At 43.0% G+C, this 19,316-nt stretch carries 15 protein-coding genes; 14 read left to right on the top strand and 1 reads right to left on the bottom strand.

Annotation, left to right across the window (positions count from 1 at the left end):
* Positions 1 to 519 precede the first annotated feature (519 nt).
* The 8 genes from rpmH to ACPEGP_RS09225 all read left to right on the top strand — a co-directional run bounded on the left by rpmH (position 520) and on the right by ACPEGP_RS09225 (position 8,173).
* Positions 520 to 654 carry a 50S ribosomal protein L34 gene (rpmH, locus tag ACPEGP_RS09260; RefSeq protein ID WP_007394757.1) on the top strand — a complete coding sequence of 45 codons (135 nt, stop codon included), beginning with the start codon at positions 520 to 522 and terminating at the stop codon, positions 652 to 654.
* Positions 655 to 859: 205 nt separating this feature from the next.
* Positions 860 to 1,231 carry a ribonuclease P protein component gene (gene rnpA / locus ACPEGP_RS09255; protein WP_423813220.1) on the top strand — a complete coding sequence of 124 codons (372 nt, stop codon included), beginning with the start codon at positions 860 to 862 and terminating at the stop codon, positions 1,229 to 1,231.
* Between the two features lies 1 nt (position 1,232).
* Complete coding sequence (yidD, locus tag ACPEGP_RS09250) at positions 1,233 to 1,607, top strand: membrane protein insertion efficiency factor YidD (protein ID WP_423813219.1); 375 nt, start codon at positions 1,233 to 1,235, stop codon at positions 1,605 to 1,607.
* Between the two features lie 215 nt (positions 1,608 to 1,822).
* On the top strand, positions 1,823 to 3,505 hold the full coding sequence (gene yidC / locus ACPEGP_RS09245; RefSeq protein ID WP_423813218.1) for a membrane protein insertase YidC: 1,683 nt from the start codon (positions 1,823 to 1,825) through the stop codon (positions 3,503 to 3,505).
* A gap of 350 nt (positions 3,506 to 3,855) precedes the next feature.
* A complete protein-coding gene (gene mnmE / locus ACPEGP_RS09240; protein ID WP_423814274.1) occupies positions 3,856 to 5,301 on the top strand; it encodes a tRNA uridine-5-carboxymethylaminomethyl(34) synthesis GTPase MnmE in 1,446 nt (481 codons plus the stop codon).
* A 108-nt stretch (positions 5,302 to 5,409) separates the two neighbouring features.
* Positions 5,410 to 5,868: a transcriptional regulator NrdR gene (gene nrdR / locus ACPEGP_RS09235; RefSeq protein WP_068405041.1), complete on the top strand. Its 459-nt coding sequence runs from the start codon at positions 5,410 to 5,412 to the stop codon at positions 5,866 to 5,868.
* 109 nt (positions 5,869 to 5,977) lie between these two features.
* Positions 5,978 to 7,033, top strand: a complete 1,056-nt coding sequence (gene ribD, locus ACPEGP_RS09230; RefSeq protein ID WP_423813217.1) for a bifunctional diaminohydroxyphosphoribosylaminopyrimidine deaminase/5-amino-6-(5-phosphoribosylamino)uracil reductase RibD — start codon at positions 5,978 to 5,980, stop codon at positions 7,031 to 7,033.
* 465 nt (positions 7,034 to 7,498) lie between these two features.
* Positions 7,499 to 8,173 (top strand): riboflavin synthase, encoded by a 675-nt coding sequence (locus ACPEGP_RS09225; RefSeq protein ID WP_200663709.1) that lies wholly within the window; start codon positions 7,499 to 7,501, stop codon positions 8,171 to 8,173.
* Between the two features lie 57 nt (positions 8,174 to 8,230).
* Here ACPEGP_RS09225 and ACPEGP_RS09220 read toward each other — a convergent pair whose 3' ends face one another.
* On the bottom strand, positions 8,231 to 11,164 hold the full coding sequence (locus ACPEGP_RS09220; protein ID WP_423813216.1) for a response regulator: 2,934 nt from the start codon (positions 11,162 to 11,164) through the stop codon (positions 8,231 to 8,233).
* Positions 11,165 to 11,347: 183 nt separating this feature from the next.
* On the opposite strand from ACPEGP_RS09220, the gene fmt reads away from it, so the two are divergent.
* The 6 genes from fmt (at position 11,348) to ACPEGP_RS09190 (ending at position 19,172) form a co-directional block, all read left to right on the top strand.
* Positions 11,348 to 12,454: a methionyl-tRNA formyltransferase gene (fmt, locus tag ACPEGP_RS09215; protein ID WP_423813215.1), complete on the top strand. Its 1,107-nt coding sequence runs from the start codon at positions 11,348 to 11,350 to the stop codon at positions 12,452 to 12,454.
* Positions 12,455 to 12,538: 84 nt separating this feature from the next.
* Entirely contained in the window at positions 12,539 to 14,125 is a 1,587-nt protein-coding gene (locus tag ACPEGP_RS09210; RefSeq protein ID WP_423813214.1) for a transcription antitermination factor NusB, read from the top strand.
* A 58-nt stretch (positions 14,126 to 14,183) separates the two neighbouring features.
* Positions 14,184 to 15,605 carry a threonine synthase gene (gene thrC / locus ACPEGP_RS09205; RefSeq protein WP_201589814.1) on the top strand — a complete coding sequence of 474 codons (1,422 nt, stop codon included), beginning with the start codon at positions 14,184 to 14,186 and terminating at the stop codon, positions 15,603 to 15,605.
* 348 nt (positions 15,606 to 15,953) lie between these two features.
* Positions 15,954 to 17,051, top strand: coding sequence for a LysM peptidoglycan-binding domain-containing protein (locus tag ACPEGP_RS09200; RefSeq protein WP_423813213.1), 1,098 nt, complete (start codon positions 15,954 to 15,956; stop codon positions 17,049 to 17,051).
* Positions 17,052 to 17,130: 79 nt separating this feature from the next.
* Entirely contained in the window at positions 17,131 to 18,381 is a 1,251-nt protein-coding gene (dprA, locus tag ACPEGP_RS09195; protein WP_423813212.1) for a DNA-processing protein DprA, read from the top strand.
* A 131-nt stretch (positions 18,382 to 18,512) separates the two neighbouring features.
* Complete coding sequence (locus ACPEGP_RS09190) at positions 18,513 to 19,172, top strand: L-threonylcarbamoyladenylate synthase (RefSeq protein WP_423813211.1); 660 nt, start codon at positions 18,513 to 18,515, stop codon at positions 19,170 to 19,172.
* Positions 19,173 to 19,316 lie beyond the last annotated feature (144 nt).

Genomic DNA, 19,316 nt, shown 5'->3' with positions numbered 1-19,316 from the left:
AAAATCATACATCTAGTAGGGCGCCAATCTAACACAAACAGCCTGTGGATAATACCTCGTTTTTTGTGGATAAGACTGTGGATAGTTTTGTGGATAAGTATATATCATGAGTTATCCATATTCCACCCACAGGTTATCCACAACCTTACCCATAGTCTATCCTATTGATAAAAAAGTAAAAAAACAAGTTAACCACAGATAATACGACCCCCAATAACAACAATACTTATATATATTAATAGTTAATTATTATAGAGTTCGATACAAACTGTGGATAAGTTTTAAAAATTGATTATCAAAATAGCTTTTCTAAAAGATAATTTGGGTCTACTGATATGAGTTTATTTAACTAAATCTCTTAGCTGTAAATATCTCATTACCGATAAATATAAGAAAACTTACTCTGTTGTAAAATCATCTGTATGAAAACGGAGCAAATTAGTTCGTTGACCAAAATACTATGCAGTGGTATAATCCTCCGCTATTACGAATTTAGTCCATTATTTTGATAGGTGAGTTATGAAACGTACATTCCAACCAAGCGTGATCAAGCGTAAACGTACTCACGGTTTCCGTGCACGTATGGCAACCAAAAAAGGCCGCCAAGTCTTAGCTCGTCGCCGCGCTAAAGGACGTCATCGCCTTACTGTATAATTAATCAGTAGATTGCGATAAGCATGGCCGATAGTGCTTGTTGTGTTTCTATTATTTTATAGATTGCGATCGTCAAGCATCACAACTGTCACTCAGCCATATATTAAAAGCGCCCACATAGGCGCTTTTTTTGTCTCTATACTTTGTTATTCTTTCTACGCTATTATCTCTGCTAGTGTTACTAGCTCTTATATTAGGTTGTATTATGTCCAATACCGTTTCAGCGCCCCCTAATGCTCGATTTACCAAAGCACAGCGTCTACTCACGCCTTCGTCCTTTCGCGAGGTATTTGACGCGCCTGAGCGTAAGCTGCATCAGAGTCATTTAATGGCGTTTGTACGTAGCAATCATTGTGAACAGCCTCGAGTCGGTATGGCCATTACCAAACGTAAAGTACCGACGGCTGTCACACGAAATTTAATCAAACGCCATGTTCGTGAACAATTTCGTATAAAGGCAAGTCACTTAGAAAACAAAGATATTGTATTTATTGTCAAAAAGTCTATAAAGCAATTAAATAATAAAGAAATAATAAATGAAATTAATAATATCTTTAAAAAAATAGAAAAAAAATAAAATGAATTTTTTATTAAAAGTAGTAAATAATTTTTTATATAAGTTGTTTTATTATTTTATTGTTTTTTATCAAAAAGTAATCAGTCCTATTTTACCTGCGCGCTGTCGTTATTATCCAACTTGCTCAAATTACAGTAAACAAGCTTTAGCATTGCATGGCGTTTGGTCAGGTAGTTGGCTATTATTAAAACGTATTAGTAGCTGTCATCCGTTAGGCGGACATGGCATTGATTTTGTGCCACTACCTTTGTCTTCTTATCATTATCAATATATATCGCCTACGACACCAGTTCATGGTAAAGCGCAAAGCTGGTATGTTTATAAAGATACTAAGAGCTATGTGGCTCGCCTCAATCATCTAATGAAGTCGATATAAACTTTATTATCGACTGAGAAGTTGTGGATATCTTTTAAGTTACCCACAAGTTATCCACACGCTTGTATCATTTAGAGCGGTTTTTTAGTAAAATGATGAACATTTTATGTGATTGACTGCTGGTATGACTGCTAGGAAAGGGGTTTGATACTGTGTGGTGGTCATGACACATGCCTGATTTTTCATTCCCTAATTTTTTAATCTAGGAAAGGTTTATGCAAAAGATATTTCGGGTGATGATCATCATTGCGATGCTAATCACCGCTTATCTGCTGATTTTAGCATGGCGAGATGATTATGCCGATGCACCAGCTGTAGACGCGGTACCAGAAACGTCAACATCGGTAGGGGCTGATATTCCTGCTACCACTGGCGCAGCAGGTGATATTCCAGCACAAACGCTACCAGTTGATGCGGGCGCTGTTGCGGCGGCACCTGCGACCAATACGGGTCTCATTACGGTCACAACCGATCGCTATGACATTAAAATCAATCCAGAAGGCGGGGATATCGTTTATGCGGCATTAAAGCAATATGATGCCACGCTCAATAGCGAAAAACCTTTTGTGTTGTTAGAAAATAATAGCGGTCGCGTTTACGTGGCACAATCTGGTCTTATCGGTCCAAACGGTATTGATACCGCCGAAGGTCGCGCCAAATATAGCCACGCTGCCAATAATTATGTGATGGAGAAAGGTCAGCAAACCTTATCAGTACCGCTTACCTATCAAAAAGATGGTGTAACAGTTACTAAGACCTTTACTTTTACCCAAGATAAATATCCGATTGATATCAGCTATCAAATCCAAAATGCTTCTGCCAAAGCTTGGCAAGGTCAGATGTTTGCGCAGTTAAAGCGTGACGATAGTAAAGACCCTGGTATGTCTGATAAAGGCGCGCTAAGCATGGCGACGTATTTGGGCGGCGCTTGGGGCACACCTGAAGATCCTTATAATAAATTAAAATTCGGTAAATTTAACGATGGTGAGTTGACCACGACCAGTGATGAAGGTTGGGTTGGCATCGTTCAGCATTACTTTGTTTCTGCTTGGACGCCTGAAAACTTTACGGGTAAGTTCTTTAGCCGTGAAACGGGTAATGATTACTTTATTGGTTTTAACAGCCAGCCTGTTAATGTGGCACCGAACAAGCAAATTACCTTAAATGCAACTCTCTATGCTGGTCCAAAAGTACAGTCTGAGCTAAAAGAAGTGGCAGTAGGTCTGAATCAAACCGTCGATTATGGCTTGCTCTGGCCAATATCAAAAATATTATTTGCGATTTTGGATGGTATTCATAAAGTCATCGGTAACTGGGGCTGGTCAATTATTCTGTTGACGCTGCTGGTTAAAATCGCCCTGATGTGGGTTTCTAATAAAAGCTACTACTCAATGGCGAAGATGCGTGCTATCGCCCCAAGACTGGCTGCATTAAAAGAAGAGCACGGCGACGATCGTATGAAAATGTCGCAAGAAATGATGGCAATTTATAAAGAAGAGAAAGTCAATCCGATGGCGGGTTGTTTACCTATTCTGATGCAAATGCCTATTTTCTTAGCACTGTACTGGGTATTGGTTGAAAGTGTTGAGCTGCGTCATGCGCCTTGGATACTGTGGATTCAAGATTTATCAGCGATGGATCCATGGTTCATTTTACCGCTCTTAATGGGTGCGTCGATGTTTATCCAGCAGCAACTAAATCCGCAGCCCGCTGATCCAATGCAAGCTAAAGTGATGAAGTTTTTACCGATTATTTTCACCGCATTCATGCTGTTCTTCCCAGCAGGTTTGGTACTATATTGGACGGTGAACAACTTATTTAGTATGACCCAGCAGTACATCATCAACCGTAAAGTTGAAGAAGAACAGAAACGTCGTACCGTGAAAGTTCTGGATTAAATAAAGTTCAAGTCTAAAATACCATCGCTACGGCGGTGGTTTTTTTATGTGTTAAGCTTTATTGTTTCTATCCAATATAGTGAGTGAAAAGTAAAATCGATACATCACGCACTGCTGATATCAATTTTTTTTGCTTGCTGTGCCTACGCAGACAGAGGCTACAAAAAATTAATATCAGCAATACCGTAGCGTTTTTAGGATATTTTGACTATAGCTACCGACTAAGATAGCTATATAAGCATACTTTAGGATTTTAATAATCTACTCGTTGAAGTTTGCTTTGTCAGTGCCTGCTAAGCCGTCTATAATGGGGTTTTTGCTTATTGAGAGTGATTGTGGATTCTTTAGAGATGGCACTAGCCGCCGATAATTTAGATGAGTCACCTAAAAATTCTAATGTATCTAGCCTGCCGACCATTGCGGCGATTGCTACACCGCTTGGGCGTGGTGGCGTCGGCGTTATTCGTCTGTCAGGCGCGCGTGCTTACGATATCGCTTGTCAGCTTACTGGTAAGTCGACTTTCACGCCGCGTATGGCCAGTTTTTGCCGTTTCTATCAGGCTGATGGCACGATTATTGATGAAGGTTTGGTGCTGTACTTTAAAGGCCCGCACTCGTTTACTGGCGAAGATGTAATTGAGCTGCAAGGTCATGGTGGCATGATTTTGCAAAATCAGCTGTTAGCGCGAGTGTTTGAGTTGGGCGCAAAACAAGCGGGCGCAGGGGAGTTTTCTTACCGTGCTTTTGATAATGATAAATTGGATTTGGTACAAGCAGAAGCCATTGCTGATGCGATTGATGCCACCAGCGCCGCTGCTGCCAGTAGTGCAATTCGCTCGCTTAGCGGTGAGTTTTCCCAAAAAATTAATCAGTTACTTGAGCAATTGATTCATCTGCGCTTGCACGTCGAAGCGGCGATTGATTTCCCTGATGAAGAAGACGTTGATTTCTTATCTGATGGGGTTATTCAAGATAAGCTTGAACAAACACAATCCAAAATACAGCAAGTGCTAGCGACCGCCAAGCAAGGTCAGCTATTACGTGACGGTATTCATGTGGTGCTTGCTGGCAGACCAAATGCGGGTAAATCAAGCTTGCTGAATCGTTTGGCAGGGCAAGAGCGTGCTATCGTGACCGATGTCGCTGGGACAACGCGCGATACCTTACAAGAGACCGTCGTGCTTAACGGCTTAACCTTGCATCTAACCGATACCGCAGGTCTGCGCGAGACTGAAGATACGGTCGAGCGTATCGGTATTGAGCGTGCGCGTACGGCAATTACGCAGGCTGATATGCTTCTGATGGTCTATGATGTGACTCGTGACCTTGCAAGTGACAGCACACCATTACAGCTGGCTGAGCAGCTATTTGGCGAGTTACCAGAAGCCAAGCGCTTACTAATTATTGCCAATAAAAGCGATTTATTGAACGATAACAGCAGTGAAGAAAGAGTCGCTACTTCACAAGCAGAAATAAAAAATCGTGGCTATGAGCAGGTGAATGTTTCATGTGAAACAGGTGCAGGAATTGATGATTTGGTCGAAACCTTATGTGCTAAAGTAGGCTTTCATCCGCCAGAAAATAGCTTGATCGCCCGTACACGACATATTGATGCGCTAAGACGTACCGCTGATTCCTTAGCAGAGGCACATGAGCAGCTGACAGTGTTTAAAGCAGGTGAGTTGGTGGCAGAAAGCCTACGCCAAGCGCAGCAAAGTTTGGGAGAAATTACGGGTGAATTTAGCGCTGACGATTTATTAGGAAAAATTTTTGGTAGCTTTTGTATTGGCAAATAACGAGTAAAAGTCTGCTTCTTTATCTGCATAGTAAAATTATCATTTTTTAGAAAATTTAGTTTTATCAATAATTATATTCGCCCTCACTATCAACCTAAGGAAAAGCGTATGCATTGCCCATATTGTAATGCGTCAGATACCAAAGTTATCGACTCACGGCTAGCAGCTGATGGCGCGCAAGTACGCCGCCGCCGTTCATGTAATAGCTGTCAAGAACGCTTTACGACCTTTGAAGTGGTAGAAGTGGTAATGCCGCGTATTATCAAATCAAGTGGCAAAATCGAACCTTACGATAATGACAAATTGCGCCGCTCGATTTTATTACCGCTACAAAAACGTCCGATTACCATCGATGAGCAAGAAGCGATGATTAGTCGTATCGAGAAGCGCGTACGCCAAATGGGCGAGCGCGAGGTGAGCAGTAAGGTCTTGGGTGAGATTATTATGAGTGAGCTTAAAACGCTCGATGATGTCGCTTATGTGCGTTTTGCCAGTGTTTATCGTGATTTTCAAGATATCGACGCCTTTCATCAAGAAATTGCCAATATCCGTCCTAATGAAAAATAAGCATCACTCATGCTAAGTATTTAGCCTGCTTTCAAGTTTATATTGCTTACTCACTCTACTCTATAAAATCTTTAATAATAATTATCAGTTGTTGATTAAGTCCACCTTTATGTCAAACTCAAAACACTCTCAAGACGCCAAAGATCGCTATTTTATGATGCTTGCCATTGAGCAGGCCAAGCGTGGTTTGTATACGACGCGTCCCAATCCCGCTGTCGGCTGTGTGATTGTGCAAGCGGATAAAGTGGTTGGCCAAGGCTTTCATCCAAAAGCAGGGCAGCCGCATGCTGAGGTTTTCGCCTTAAAAGATGCTGGCATGCAAGCGATGGGCGCGACCGCTTATGTGACATTAGAGCCTTGTAGTCATACCGGACGTACACCGCCTTGTGCCCTAGGTCTTATTGAGGCTGGCATAAAACGTGTTGTCATTGCCGGTCTCGATCCCAATCCACAAGTGGCTGGGCGCGGAGTAAAACTGTTAGAACAAGCAGGCATTGCTGTTACCGTCGGCGTGCTAACAGCGCAAGCAGAAGCTTTAAATAAGGGCTTTTTAAAGGCGATGCGTAGCCAAATGCCTTATGTTAGGCTTAAAATTGCTACCAGTCTTGATGGCCGTACGGCGATGGCATCCGGTGAGTCAAAGTGGATCACGGGTACAGCAGCGCGCGAAGATGTACAGAAACTGCGTGCGCAAAGTGGCGCTATTATCACAGGCAGTGAAACGGTCATCATTGATAATCCGCAATTAAATGTACGCTCTAGTCAGCTAGGTATTAATACTGAACAAGTGCCATCGCCTAAAATAGTGATACTGGATAGACGAGGGCGATTAGAACACGATTTACAGTCTGACTATCAGCTATGCCGTCGCTCAGATACATTATATTGGCGGGAAGAGAGTTTAATCGAGTTATTAAAGAACTTAGTGAGTGACCATCACTGTTATGACGTCTTAGTAGAGGCGGGCGCAAGCGTTGCAGGAAGCTTTTTACAACAGCAACTGGTGGATGAGCTCATTGTTTATCAAGCACCTTGCTTATTAGGCACACAAGCACGGCCTATGGTCGCTATCAATCCATTAGCGTTAGCGCAGCAGCTACGTTTTGATATCCATAGTCATGAGCAGCTTGGTACTGATCTTAAGCTTACCTTATTACCTGTATAGTCGGCGTTATAAAAGCCTTGTCTTTCAATATTTTACCCACAAGATTAAACTTACATACAATGTATGTGGATAAGTGGAATAGTTTTATAAAGGTTTCACATGAAACTGTGTATAACTTTGTTTCACATGAAACTTACTAGTAATTGTTAATAATGTTTTAAAGTTATAATTTATTTAAAATCAGTTACTTACGTATATAGCTCAAGTGTAGTGAATAATTATTAAAAAGCAGACTTATTGTGGATAACTCTTTAAAAACCAAGTTTCTCATACTACTACTCCTTATGTCAGCGCTAGTTATCCACAGTTTATCCGCTGAGTCTTTTTATTCTCGCTAATTTTATAGTAAGCGCTATAAATAGCTTAAAGACTAATAGCGATTATCGTTATTGATTTTGAATGAAATAATAGGTTTAAATAATATATGCTGCCTTTAACGGCCATAAAAAATACCAAGAGGTTAATATGTTTACTGGAATTATAGAAAGCGTTGGCAAAGTAAAGTCCATGCAGCCAACGGGCGGTGATATCCGCTTGACCATAGAATCTGCTGGCTTAGATTTTAGCGATGTGAAACTAGGCGACTCGATTGCTTCAAATGGCATTTGCTTAACGGTGGTGGAGTTTGGTAGTAATTATTACTCTGTCGACGTTTCACGTGAAACTATTGCTCGTACAGCGCTGGCAGATTTAAAGCCCGGTTATGCGGTGAACTTAGAAAAAGCCATGCTACCAACTACCCGTTTTGGTGGGCATATCGTTGCCGGTCACGTTGATGGGGTAGGCGTGGTTAGTAAATTGCAAAAAGATGCGCGCTCACTTTATATTGAAATTGAGATACCGCACGAGTTGGCACATTATACGGCTACCAAAGGCTCTATTACCCTTGATGGTATCAGTCTCACTACCAACTTAGTCCGCGATAATATCGTTTCGCTCAATATCATTCCGCATACCGCGCAAGTCACCAATATTGCCCAACATTGGCTGGTAGGTAGTAAAGTCAATGTTGAGGTCGATATTGTAGCGCGCTATTTAGAGCGTTTACTAAGCAAATCGCAAGCGGATAATGCACATGTTAGCAGCCCGCAAAGTACGATTACTGAGGCGTTTTTAGCTGAGAATGGTTTTATGAAATAAGGGTTAAATAGCCAAAATCATCACCAAGCTGTTATAAAAGACAGATCTTGCAAACGCTTATTGGTTTTTAATCAGCGTTTGCAAAACAGTTTTTAGCTTATTTTTATTAATAGGCTTGGCCAAAAACTCATCCATGCCCACTTGTAAACAGGCAATTTTATCTTCTTCGCTGTTATTTGCGGTTAGCGCAACGATTGGAATATCATCGCCTTGTGCGCGAATCGCTTGGGTCGCTTGCAGTCCATCCATCACGGGCATCCGGCAGTCCATCAAAATAAGCGCAATTTCCTGACGCTGCGCTTGCAATTTGTCTAACGCCTGCTGACCATCCTCTGCCACGATACTGCGATAACCGATTTTTTCTAATATTTTACAAGCTATTTTTTGATTGGTTGGGCTGTCTTCTACTACTAAAATCAGTGGCGCTAACGTTTCATGAGCGGCGTCATCTGCGCCTAACGGGCTACTGCTTTGCTGATTGTTTTCTTGGCTAGTTGTTTGCGGTAACAGTGTTTGTCTAACGGGTAGGGTTAATCGCAGTAATTCAGAGAGTAATAATGCCACATCGAGTGGTTTGTTTAAAAAACCGTCACATTGATCCAATAACATAGAGGAAATACGGCGCTCAGCTTTCATACTGACCAATATTTTTGGCAGCGCAGTATTAGACAGTAAGTTATTTAGAGCCTGCTGTTTATCGATATCTATACGTGCTTTATCTTCTGATTTCTCCAATTTATTTTCAGCGTCTATATTTTTATCATCAATGTTTATTTGATGTGATAACGCGAGCGTGATGTCTTCATAATATTCGTAATCTAAGAGCAAAATAGGTGCAAGTTTTTGCGCATCTTGCGCCAGTTTATTATTTATTTGCTCAAGCGCCACTCTATCTATAGAAGTGGAAATAGTGGCTGGGATAGATAAATAAGCGCACAAATCGCGTAAATGCTTGGCTCGCAGCGGTTGTTTAATGACGGCAATAAGATGAATATAAGTCAATTGAGGATTAAAGTGGTAAATAGGCTGATAGGCTGGTCGTCTACAAGGCAAATACAGCTTAAAAGTACTGCCTTTATTAAGCGTGCTTTTCATCTCAATAAAACCGCCTAATAGTTTAGCGAAGCTATTAACGTCGTTTAATCCGAGCCCTTTTATGGCGCTGTTTTTGTGCGCGTAGTTAATAGGGTGGTTTTTGATGTCAACACTGTTTTGGCTGTTGCTTTCATTAAAATACGTCAGCAGTTGGTGCTGCTTTGCGATATCGATGCCTGTGCCGCTGTCTTTTATACTAAACCGAATCCAGTCGTGCGATGGATGAATGGTAGTGTTTGATTTATCTAGATTGCCGTGATTCGTATCATGGCTGTTATTAGAAATGTGCTCTTTATCTACCTCGCCTATACTGGTACTTTTGATATCAGCTATGTCCGCATTGGTCACCGCATCGATGGTAAGTGACACATAGCCAGAATTGGTAAATTTAATCGCATTATCTAATAAATTACGTAGGATTTGCCGCAAGCGCCTATAATCGGTATCGATACAGCGCGGGCTGTCAGGTGCAAAAAAATACAAGAGCTCAAGTCCTTGCTGCCTTAAGCTTTCTACCATCGATTGACTGACTTGTTGACCAAGCTTATAAATATCCACCGCTTCAATAGATAGACGGGATGTACGAACCTCTATCTCTCCTATATCTAACATATCGTTTAGCATCGTCAGCATAGAATGGCTGGTTTGAGTCAAAGTCGTAACGATTTGATGTTGCTTAGCGCTCAGATTATCGGGATTGATAGGTTCTAACGTGTCAATCATGGCTTCTAACGGCAGGCGTAAATTATGCCCCATCGTTGATTTAAGTGCTTCAAACTCATCAAGCTGACGTTGTAGTTGACGGTTTTGCTGCTCCAAATGCGCGGTCTGTTCGACAAGTTCGTGAATATTATTTAGGAGGACGGTAAAACCATGCACCTGCCCGTGTTCGCCAAACCAAGGCGTGATATGCAACTGATAAGCTTTTTTATTGTGCAAACCGTAAACCAATAGCGTGCGCGTGACTCGCAAATCCGCCAGCTTTTGTAGCAGGGCTTGGGTTGATTCGTCTTTAGCAAAGAAAAAATCGATCAGTTGATAGTTGCTATCGCTGTGAAAGGTGGTGTCAAATACTTGCTCAAAGCGTTGATTAAAAAAGCTGATTTGGCCATGTCTCATAATCATCAGCATCGGCAGCGGCGCATGATCGACCAATCGCTCTAACCGATGCTTTAGCGTGGTAATGCGGCGATGATTATTATGCAACTGATAACTGATACGGCTAAGTGCGTGACCCAAACGCAAAAATTCAGCCGTGGTTTTCTTTTCGATAAACGGCGGCGCGATATAACCATCTTTGGCATGGCTACTTAACTCATCGGTATAAATGAGCAGTTGTTCCCAGTTGGCACGCCGTTTTAGGGTATAGAGTAAGGCCATAGCAAATAGTAAGATGGCTGTCATCAATGGCAACCAATAGCGATACGACATCCAATTGATATCAAGCGCTTCATGCCGCAGTATCAGGTACACCTTGTGACCACTTTCAAGTTCAATGGTGCCGACCAAATTACGATTATTTAGCTCGTAGGCACTATGATGATTGCTAGCAGAGGGCAAAGAAGTGATAACGTTGGGGAAAGTGATGCCAGTAAACTCTCGTTCATCAGGGCGGGTACGTCGGTGTATATAGGTTTGCCCAGAAGGCATCATAAAAATCAGCTGATAGCTCATATCCTTTAAAAAAGGCTTTTGTAATATCTTTTTAATTGCTAAGTTTGTAGGGTTTGAGAGCTGGGTTATCTCGTGCTGTAAATTATAAAAGCTTTGGATACTGTGCTGCTCATTATGCTGCCTCATCTCATAAAACATGGTGCCGTAATACACTGCCAACATCGCTAATAATGTCAGTGTATAAAAAATCAGCAGTCGTTGTAGAGACTTAAATTGTTGCATAAAAGCAGGACCCTAAATCGGCGGTAAGTCGGTATGTCTTAATATGAAGTCAAAACTACGCTTAATCACCATTATAAAGATAAAACGCCTGATTAATAGCGCTTGATTGCTGCTATTACAATCATGGCACAACACCACAAACTCACCTATAATAGACAAATTAACCATAAATAATGCCTGACTATGACCACACTTGCTGCACAATCTGATATATCTATTGACGCCAATCAAGCTGAGCAAAGCGCCGTAACCGAAATACCAACAGTCGCTAAGCCGCTAAGAGTGATATTTGCCGGTACACCTGAGTTTGCTGCTGTCAGCCTTGAAGCGCTTATCAAGCAGCAAGAAGCGCTGAATATAGATATCGTTGCGGTCTATACCCAGCCTGATCGCAAAGCAGGGCGCGGGCAAAAGTTATCAGCATCTGCCGTCAAGCAAGTGGCATTGGCAAATGACATCGCGGTTGAGCAGCCTGCTACCTTTAAAAAATCCAGCACCGAAGGCATGGCAGCACGGCAGACGCTGCGTAGCTATCAGCCTGACGTCATGATTGTCGCCGCTTATGGCCTCATATTACCGATTGGCGTCTTGACCACGCCGTCTTATGGTTGTCTTAATATTCATGCTTCATTACTGCCGCGTTGGCGCGGTGCCGCCCCGATTCATCGGGCATTACTAGCGGGTGATAGCGAAACTGGTATTACCATTATGCAAATGGATAAAGGCCTGGATACGGGTGATATGCTTTACAAGGTCAGCGCACCTATCGAAGCTGATGATACGGCCGCCAGCTTGCATGATAAGATGGCAGCACTTGGCGCGGCGGCTATTACTACCGTATTAAAAGACTTGGCGCATTACCAAGCACAAGCGGTTGCTCAAGATAATAGCAAAGCCAATTATGCGGAAAAATTGGTCAAAACCGAAGGCGAAATCGACTGGACGCAGTCTGCTACACAGATTGAACGTCAGATTCGTGGGTTGACTCCTTGGCCTGGTGCCTACACCTTTTTAGCAGGGCAGCGCGTCAAAATTTTGGCCAGTCTGCCGGTAAATCCATCACAGCAAACCGTTAAGCCTGCGGGCACTGTTATCAGTGTTGGGCGAAAAGCCATACTGGTCGCTTGCGGCAAAGACACTACTAGCGAACCGCAAAGTAATGAATACTCAGCGACGACTTTGGCGATTACCAGCTTACAATTTGCAGGTGGTAAGCCAGTGACTGCTGAGCAAATTTGCCATGGTAATCAATTAAACGATGGCGATCAGTTTATGGCAGAAGTAAAGTAACTTACTTACGCTTAATGTATTTAATAACAAGCAATCTAACTTTTATCAGACGCTCTCGATCAGACGTCAAGGAAATTCAATTTAATGAGACAAACCAGCACTGCACCAAGAAATAATAAGCTCAAACCATCAAGCAACCTTATTATGAATGGTAGCGTCCGTGTCCGGGTGATTCGCACTTTAGTGGCCATTCAAAATGGTCAATCACTTGCCAGTGTTCTTGACCCTTTATTAAACAGTCTACATGACGGCGATAAAGGCTTTGCCCATGCCTTACTACTGACGACACTGCGCCAGTGGTATGCGCTGGCGCGTTTGCTCGATACTTTAGCAGACAATCCTATCGATGAGGTCGAAGTTCGTACGACTATTCAAGTGGGCTTAGCGCAATTGCTGTATTTAGAAGTGGCGGACCATGCAGCGATTCATGAAACGGTTGAAGCGGCAAAAGAGATTGATTTTGCCCATGCAACAGGTTTGATTAACGCTATCTTGCGTAAAGTCGCTAAGAATCCTAGCAAATTTCGTAAAAAATGTGATAAAAAGCACAGTCTACCGAACTGGCTTGCTTATCAGCTTAAGCAGGACTGGGGCGAGCAGTATGACGAGCTGATGCAAGGTTTGCGCCATGCAGCACCGATGTTTTTACGCGTAAACTCAGCGATTAGCTCAGTAGAGGATTATCAGAAAATACTTGGTGCGGTAGAGATTGAGGCTGATGTGGTTGAGCTAACAACTGGTTTTAAGGTAGCGAACTCGTCAGAGTCTGCCGCTGCTACAACGCTATCAACCAAAGGTCTCCGGCTGCATCAAAGCACAGCCGTGAACGCTTTGCCGCATTTCGCTGAAGGGGCGCTCAGCGTACAAGATATGCACGCTCAGCTTGCAGCACCGATTATTAATAAAGCGTTAATGGCTAAAATAAGCGCTGATAAATCTAATGCAGACATTGATTCAGAAGCCAATAATAATGAGCTGCATATCTTAGATGCTTGTGCGGCACCTGGTGGTAAATTGGCTCACTGGTTAGAGCTCATAAGCGCTAATGACGAATCATCGTTGTTTCACGTGAAACAAGATGATGCAGAAGCGACACCAGTAATTACTGATATCAAGGTAACGGCTATCGATAATGAAGCGCCGCGTATTGAGCGTATTCGTGAGAACTTACAGCGCTTAAGTTTAAGTCAGCACGATTTGCAGCAAGCAGAGAAAAGTGTCGCACTGAATATTGTCTGTGCTGATGCCACCAGATGGCAGCATGGGAAAAATAAAAAAGCGGCTACCAATGAGCCGTTATTTGATGCAATATTACTCGATTCTCCTTGTACCGCGACAGGCGTGATTCGCCGTCATCCTGATATCAGTATTTTGCGTACCGAAGAAGACGTTGAGCAAACCGCATTATTACAAGCGGATATTTTGCATAACTTGTGGCCACAATTGAAAGCGGGTGGTTATCTATTGTATGTGACCTGCTCTATCTTAAAGCAAGAAAACGTCGAGCAAATGCAGGATTTTATCAGTCATCATAATGATGCGGTAGCGATTGAGTTTACCGAATATTGCAGTTGGGGCATCGCGCAAGCAATCGGTCGTCAGTGCTTGCCCATTGATAGCGAGAGTGGTGATGGGTTTTATTATGCGTTGCTTCATAAGACAATGGCATAAAACTGCTGAATAAACCGTTTTAAATATTGAATAACCTCATTATAGACAGGACAATCTAATGAAATATATCAGTACCCGTGGTCAGACAGCGCCGATGGATTTTAGTGATGTGCTATTGATGGGTCTTGCGCCAGATGGCGGTTTAATGCTGCCTGAGCACTATCCAAACATTGATAGCAGGACCCTTGATGAGTGGCGCACGCTCAGCTATCCACAGCTTGCCATGGCGATTATGCAGCGCTTTGCCACTGATATTCCTGCCGCTGATTTGCAAGATATCATCGAGCGTACTTATACCTCCGAGGTATTTGGTTCTGATGAGATTGTTCCTGTCCGTAAGCTTGAAGATAATTTATATATTTTAGGACTATCAAACGGTCCAACATTGGCATTTAAAGACGTTGCCATGCAGTTCTTGGGCAATGCCTTTGAATACGTACTGAAAAGAAAAGACGCGCGTATTACCATCATTGGTGCAACCAGCGGTGACACCGGCAGTGCAGCAGAATATGCCCTACGTGGTAAAGAAAATATCGAAGTCTTTATGCTGTCACCGCACGGCAAAATGAGCGAATTCCAGCGTGCGCAAATGTATAGTCTGACCGATGATAATATCCATAATATCGCCATCGACGGTATGTTTGATGATTGCCAAGATATTGTCAAAGCGCTGCAACAAGATGCCGAATTTAAAGCGGCTTATAACCTCGGTACAGTCAACTCTATCAACTGGGGTCGTATCCTTGCGCAAATCGTTTATTACTTTAAAGCCTATTTTGCCGTTACGACGAGCAACGATGAAAAAGTCAGCTTTAGCGTCCCATCAGGTAACTTTGGTAATATTTGCGCCGGTCATATTGCCCGCGAAATGGGACTGCCAGTTGACCGTTTAATCGTCGCGACCAATGAAAACGATGTACTAAACGACTTCTTTAATCAAGGTGCTTATCAGCCGCGTCCGACCGATAAAACTTACGTAACGTCCAGCCCGTCAATGGATATCTCTAAAGCCTCTAACTTTGAGCGCTTTGTCTATCTACTACTCGACAAAGACAGCGCCCGTGTCAGCGAGTTATTTGAAGGGGTGAAATCCGGTCAAGGTTTTGATTTGTCTGACTTGATGGAGGCGGTCAATACGCGTTATGGCTTTGCTGCGGGCAAATCGACCCATAGCGACCGCTTGCAAACCATTAAAGCGCTTTATGAGCAGCATGGTGAGCTAGTCGATCCACACACAGCCGACGGTATTAAAGTTGCTAAAGAATTACAGCGCGAAGGTGAAGTGATAGTTTGTGCCGAAACAGCATTACCAGTTAAGTTTGCCGATACAATTGTCGAAGCTATTGGTCACATAGAGATTACTCGCCCTGCTCATACCGAAGGCTTAGAGGACTTACCGCAGCATGTGGTGGTGCTAGATAACAAAGCTGAGCTGGTCGCTGAGCAAATCCGTCAGCACGTGACGCCAAATCTTGCCTAGGCAGCTTATTTATATAAAGTATTCATTGAAATTAATATCCAATTAAAGGTTACGCTATTGTAATAAAGTGTTTATGATTGTGTTATGGTAGATATAATTGTAATATTAGAAACAGCGTCGGCGAGTCATCATTATGCTCGGCGCTTTTTTAGCAATCAAACCCGTCAATCATATCAGTCGACAACACTGAACAGCTGCTCTAGAGGCTTTATGATGGTGATACTTAAGCCTTTTATACTTTTATTTTCTAATCGTTACTTAATGACTAGAATGGAATTTTGAACCTAAGTAATAGACTTAAGTAGACCAGATTCGACGCTAATAGCGCTACATATTGTGGATATAACAATGAAGATGAGCTTAAAGAAGATAGCAAAAGCACTATTACTGACGACATTTAGTGGTGCAATGCTGCTGACCACTGCCCACGCTAATAATCCACCGCCTACTATTAAGGCTGATGCGCCCAATCGCTATATCGTCAAAAAAGGCGATACCTTATGGGATATCTCAGGGCGTTATCTCGATAGTCCTTGGCGCTGGAAAGAGATTTGGGCGACCAATAAGCAAATCAAAAACCCCAACCTTATTTATCCTAACGACGTTCTTATTCTATGCGTGATTCAAGGTAAAACCTTGGTCGGGGTCGATACCGGCGAAGGTTGCGCAGGAGTTGAAAAACAATTGACTGGTAATGTGGTTGCCAGCTCAGTCACGGTGACCTCTACTGCTAATAGTATTCCCCCTATTCCGTGGTCTGCTATTCAGCATTGGCTCGACAAGACCATCATTGTTAATCCAGCAGATTTTAATACCACCCCATACATTTTAGCCTCAAAAAAAGGCAATTTAATTACAGCTAGTGGCGATAAAGTCTATGCCAAAGGCGTACCACTTATCGTTGGCCAACGTTACGGTATTTACCGTGAAGGCGAAAAGTATGTCGAGCCTAAAACACAAAAAATTATTGGTTTAGAAGTCACGCAAGTCGCTACTGGTCTGGTGACGTCTACCGAAACCAATGGCGTGACCAGCTTGCAGCTTATCGACAGCTATGGCAAAGAAGTCCGTGAAGGCGACCGCGTTTTTGTGGAGCTAAATAATTCAATACCGCCAGTATTTTATCCAACGCCAGCAACCGTTAATCGCGGCGGTATGATCGTCCGCGTGATGGATTCTATTAGCTCAGCGGCTAAGGGCAGCGTCGTTGCGATCAATTTGGGCAGCGCACACGGTGCCAAACCTGGTGATGTATTGACCGTTTTTCAAAAAGGCGCGGTCATACGCGATATCAAGGATAATGACACGCCAGTCCGTTTACCAAGCGAGCCTACTGGTATGGTAATGGTGTTTAATACCTTTGATAATATTAGCTATGCGTATGTGCTTGATTCTGAGCTACCGCTCAATGTCGGTGATCAGCTGTTACCACCGCCGTATTTATAATAAGTTCGATATCTCTAATAAGTATAATGCTTATTCTTTGAGCTAAAAGTTTAACTTAAACTAAATGAGCTAGATGATTATGACCGCAGTCACTTCTCTTTTATCCGCCGAGCAGCGTGCCGTTTTGGCGCTGTGGACTGAAGTGAATGCGTCATTATCAGCATACCATAAACTCATCTCTAACTTTGGCACGGCAGGGCTTGCTTGGAATGCTAAAGTAGAGGCATGGCGTCAATTGGGCATTCATAGTACCCATCTTAAGCGTCATGAGCAGCCAGAACAAACGCTCACTACTATCGATAAAATCCAGCAAGCATTGTTAGACGGAAAATACGGTCTTTTATTTGCTGACCAGCCTGACTATCCAGCGCAGCTGCTAGAAATATACGACCCACCACCATTGTTATTTTACCGCGGTGATAAAGCGCGTTTGCAGCAAGCGCAAATCGCCATCGTTGGTAGTCGCAAACCCACCGCCCACGCGCAAAAAATCACCTTTGATATGGCGCAATACTTAGCGCAAGCTGGTTATATTATCACTAGCGGTCTTGCGCTGGGTGTCGATAAGCGCGCCCATTTAGGTGCTTTAGCTCAGTCTGATGCCGAATATCAAGGCCGTACGGTTGGCGTGATGGGGACGGGGATTGATGTCAATTACCCCAATCATCATGATAAATTATTTAGTCAGATTATTGATCAAGGCGGCTGTATCGTCAGTGAGTTACTACCGCATACGCAGCCACACAAGCACACTTTCCCGCGCCGCAATCGTCTAGTTGCAGGACTTAGCCTCGCGACCATTGTCACTGAAGCGACCATTCAAAGCGGCTCACTGATTACTGCGCGCCTAACCTCCGAGCAAGGTAAACAAGTTTTCGCCATTCCAAGCCATATTGATAATAGCAATGCCGAAGGCTGCCATCATTTAATACGTGAAGGTGCAACGTTGATTTATCATCCGCAGCACGTCCTTGAAGATATTAATAATCAGTTGGACTATAGAGCGCATACCTATCAGCCGTCATCTAATGCAGAGTCTAGTATTGAGCGGGCAACTCTTAGCCAAAGTACCAATTCTCTAAATACAGAGAAGCTCTCTAGCAAAAGTATTAACCAATCGCCACAATCTAATCTTAAACCTTCTTCCCATACTAGTGTTATTCCTGAGCATTTAGCGCTCATTTATGAGCAACTTGATTGGCATGGGCAGGATTTAGATGCGTTGTTAAATACTACTGATATGTCGGCCGCGCAATTGATTGGGCAACTTATGGAGCTGGAGTTATTAGGGGTCATTAGTGTACAAGGTGGGCGTTATCTACGGGTCTAAAGTCATAATTTTTCTAAAGCCCTTGTCACTTAAAAGGCTTTATGTTTATCGTTTTTAAATCATGATTTTCTAGTATTTTTTATCCTGTGTTATTATAAGCGCTTCATTTCTAACTTTTCAATATTCATAATATGAGCCAATCTGCGCCATTTATCACTGACTCTGTCATTCAAGCAGCTATATGGCTGCAACAAGGTCAGCTGCTTGCATATCCGACCGAAAGCGTTTGGGGTATCGGCTGTGACCCCTTCAATCAACAAGCGGTAAAGCAGCTTTTGGCTATCAAACAACGACCGTTAGAGAAGGGCATGATTGTGGTCACTGATAGTGTCAGTCGACTGACAGCGCTATTAAGTAATCTAAATGATGAGCAACGCCAGTTAGTATTAGATAGCTGGTGTAGCGACTCTAATTCTGATGCTGATTCTGTTTTTGATTGTGATGTCGATAGCCAACAGGCGCATACGTGGTTATTACCGTTATCAGAAAACTTACCCGTTTCTATCCCTGCGTGGATTACCGGTGCCCATCATAGTGTGGCGGTGCGGGTGATTGACCATCCTTTGGTGCAGCAGCTGTGCCGTCAAGTGGTGTCCGTCCATAATCCCTATGGCTTTGTCGTTTCGACCAGCTGCAACCCGTCCGGTCAGCCGCCTGCTTTAACGCTCTCACAAGCACAGGCTTATTTTTCTGATAGCAATGAGCAAGTTGGCTATCTAAAGGGCGAGACGCTTGGTTATCAGCTCCCTAGCCAAATCAGCAATGCTCGAACGGGTCAAGTGATTCGTTAGTAACCATTTAAAAGCTAATATTTTTTATATTAGTAGTTCAGTCCTCTATTTATACCCAATCTTACTTTACGCCTTATACCTACAATTCATCTCTTGTTTTTGTAGATGGTTTTTTGTCACACTGAGAAAAAGGCAAGACAACTA

The organism is Psychrobacter sp. 219-2-C (genome assembly GCF_049560815.1).
Lineage (GTDB): Bacteria > Pseudomonadota > Gammaproteobacteria > Pseudomonadales > Moraxellaceae > Psychrobacter > Psychrobacter faecalis.
This window is presented reverse-complemented; position numbering and strand designations above follow the sequence as displayed.

Excerpts from the sequence above, each read along its gene's own strand:
- yidD (WP_423813219.1), top strand. The coding sequence starts at position 1,233 with ATGAATTTTTTATTAAAAGTAGTAAATAATTTTTTATATAAGTTGTTT.
- ACPEGP_RS09190 (WP_423813211.1), top strand. The coding sequence starts at position 18,513 with ATGAGCCAATCTGCGCCATTTATCACTGACTCTGTCATTCAAGCAGCT.
- ACPEGP_RS09200 (WP_423813213.1), top strand. The coding sequence starts at position 15,954 with ATGAAGATGAGCTTAAAGAAGATAGCAAAAGCACTATTACTGACGACA.
- ACPEGP_RS09220 (WP_423813216.1), bottom strand. The coding sequence starts at position 11,164 with ATGCAACAATTTAAGTCTCTACAACGACTGCTGATTTTTTATACACTG.
- ACPEGP_RS09210 (WP_423813214.1), top strand. The coding sequence starts at position 12,539 with ATGAGACAAACCAGCACTGCACCAAGAAATAATAAGCTCAAACCATCA.
- fmt (WP_423813215.1), top strand. The coding sequence starts at position 11,348 with ATGACCACACTTGCTGCACAATCTGATATATCTATTGACGCCAATCAA.
- thrC (WP_201589814.1), top strand. The coding sequence starts at position 14,184 with ATGAAATATATCAGTACCCGTGGTCAGACAGCGCCGATGGATTTTAGT.
- yidC (WP_423813218.1), top strand. The coding sequence starts at position 1,823 with ATGCAAAAGATATTTCGGGTGATGATCATCATTGCGATGCTAATCACC.
- rnpA (WP_423813220.1), top strand. The coding sequence starts at position 860 with ATGTCCAATACCGTTTCAGCGCCCCCTAATGCTCGATTTACCAAAGCA.
- dprA (WP_423813212.1), top strand. The coding sequence starts at position 17,131 with ATGACCGCAGTCACTTCTCTTTTATCCGCCGAGCAGCGTGCCGTTTTG.
- mnmE (WP_423814274.1), top strand. The coding sequence starts at position 3,856 with ATGGCACTAGCCGCCGATAATTTAGATGAGTCACCTAAAAATTCTAAT.
- nrdR (WP_068405041.1), top strand. The coding sequence starts at position 5,410 with ATGCATTGCCCATATTGTAATGCGTCAGATACCAAAGTTATCGACTCA.
- ribD (WP_423813217.1), top strand. The coding sequence starts at position 5,978 with ATGTCAAACTCAAAACACTCTCAAGACGCCAAAGATCGCTATTTTATG.
- ACPEGP_RS09225 (WP_200663709.1), top strand. The coding sequence starts at position 7,499 with ATGTTTACTGGAATTATAGAAAGCGTTGGCAAAGTAAAGTCCATGCAG.
- rpmH (WP_007394757.1), top strand. The coding sequence starts at position 520 with ATGAAACGTACATTCCAACCAAGCGTGATCAAGCGTAAACGTACTCAC.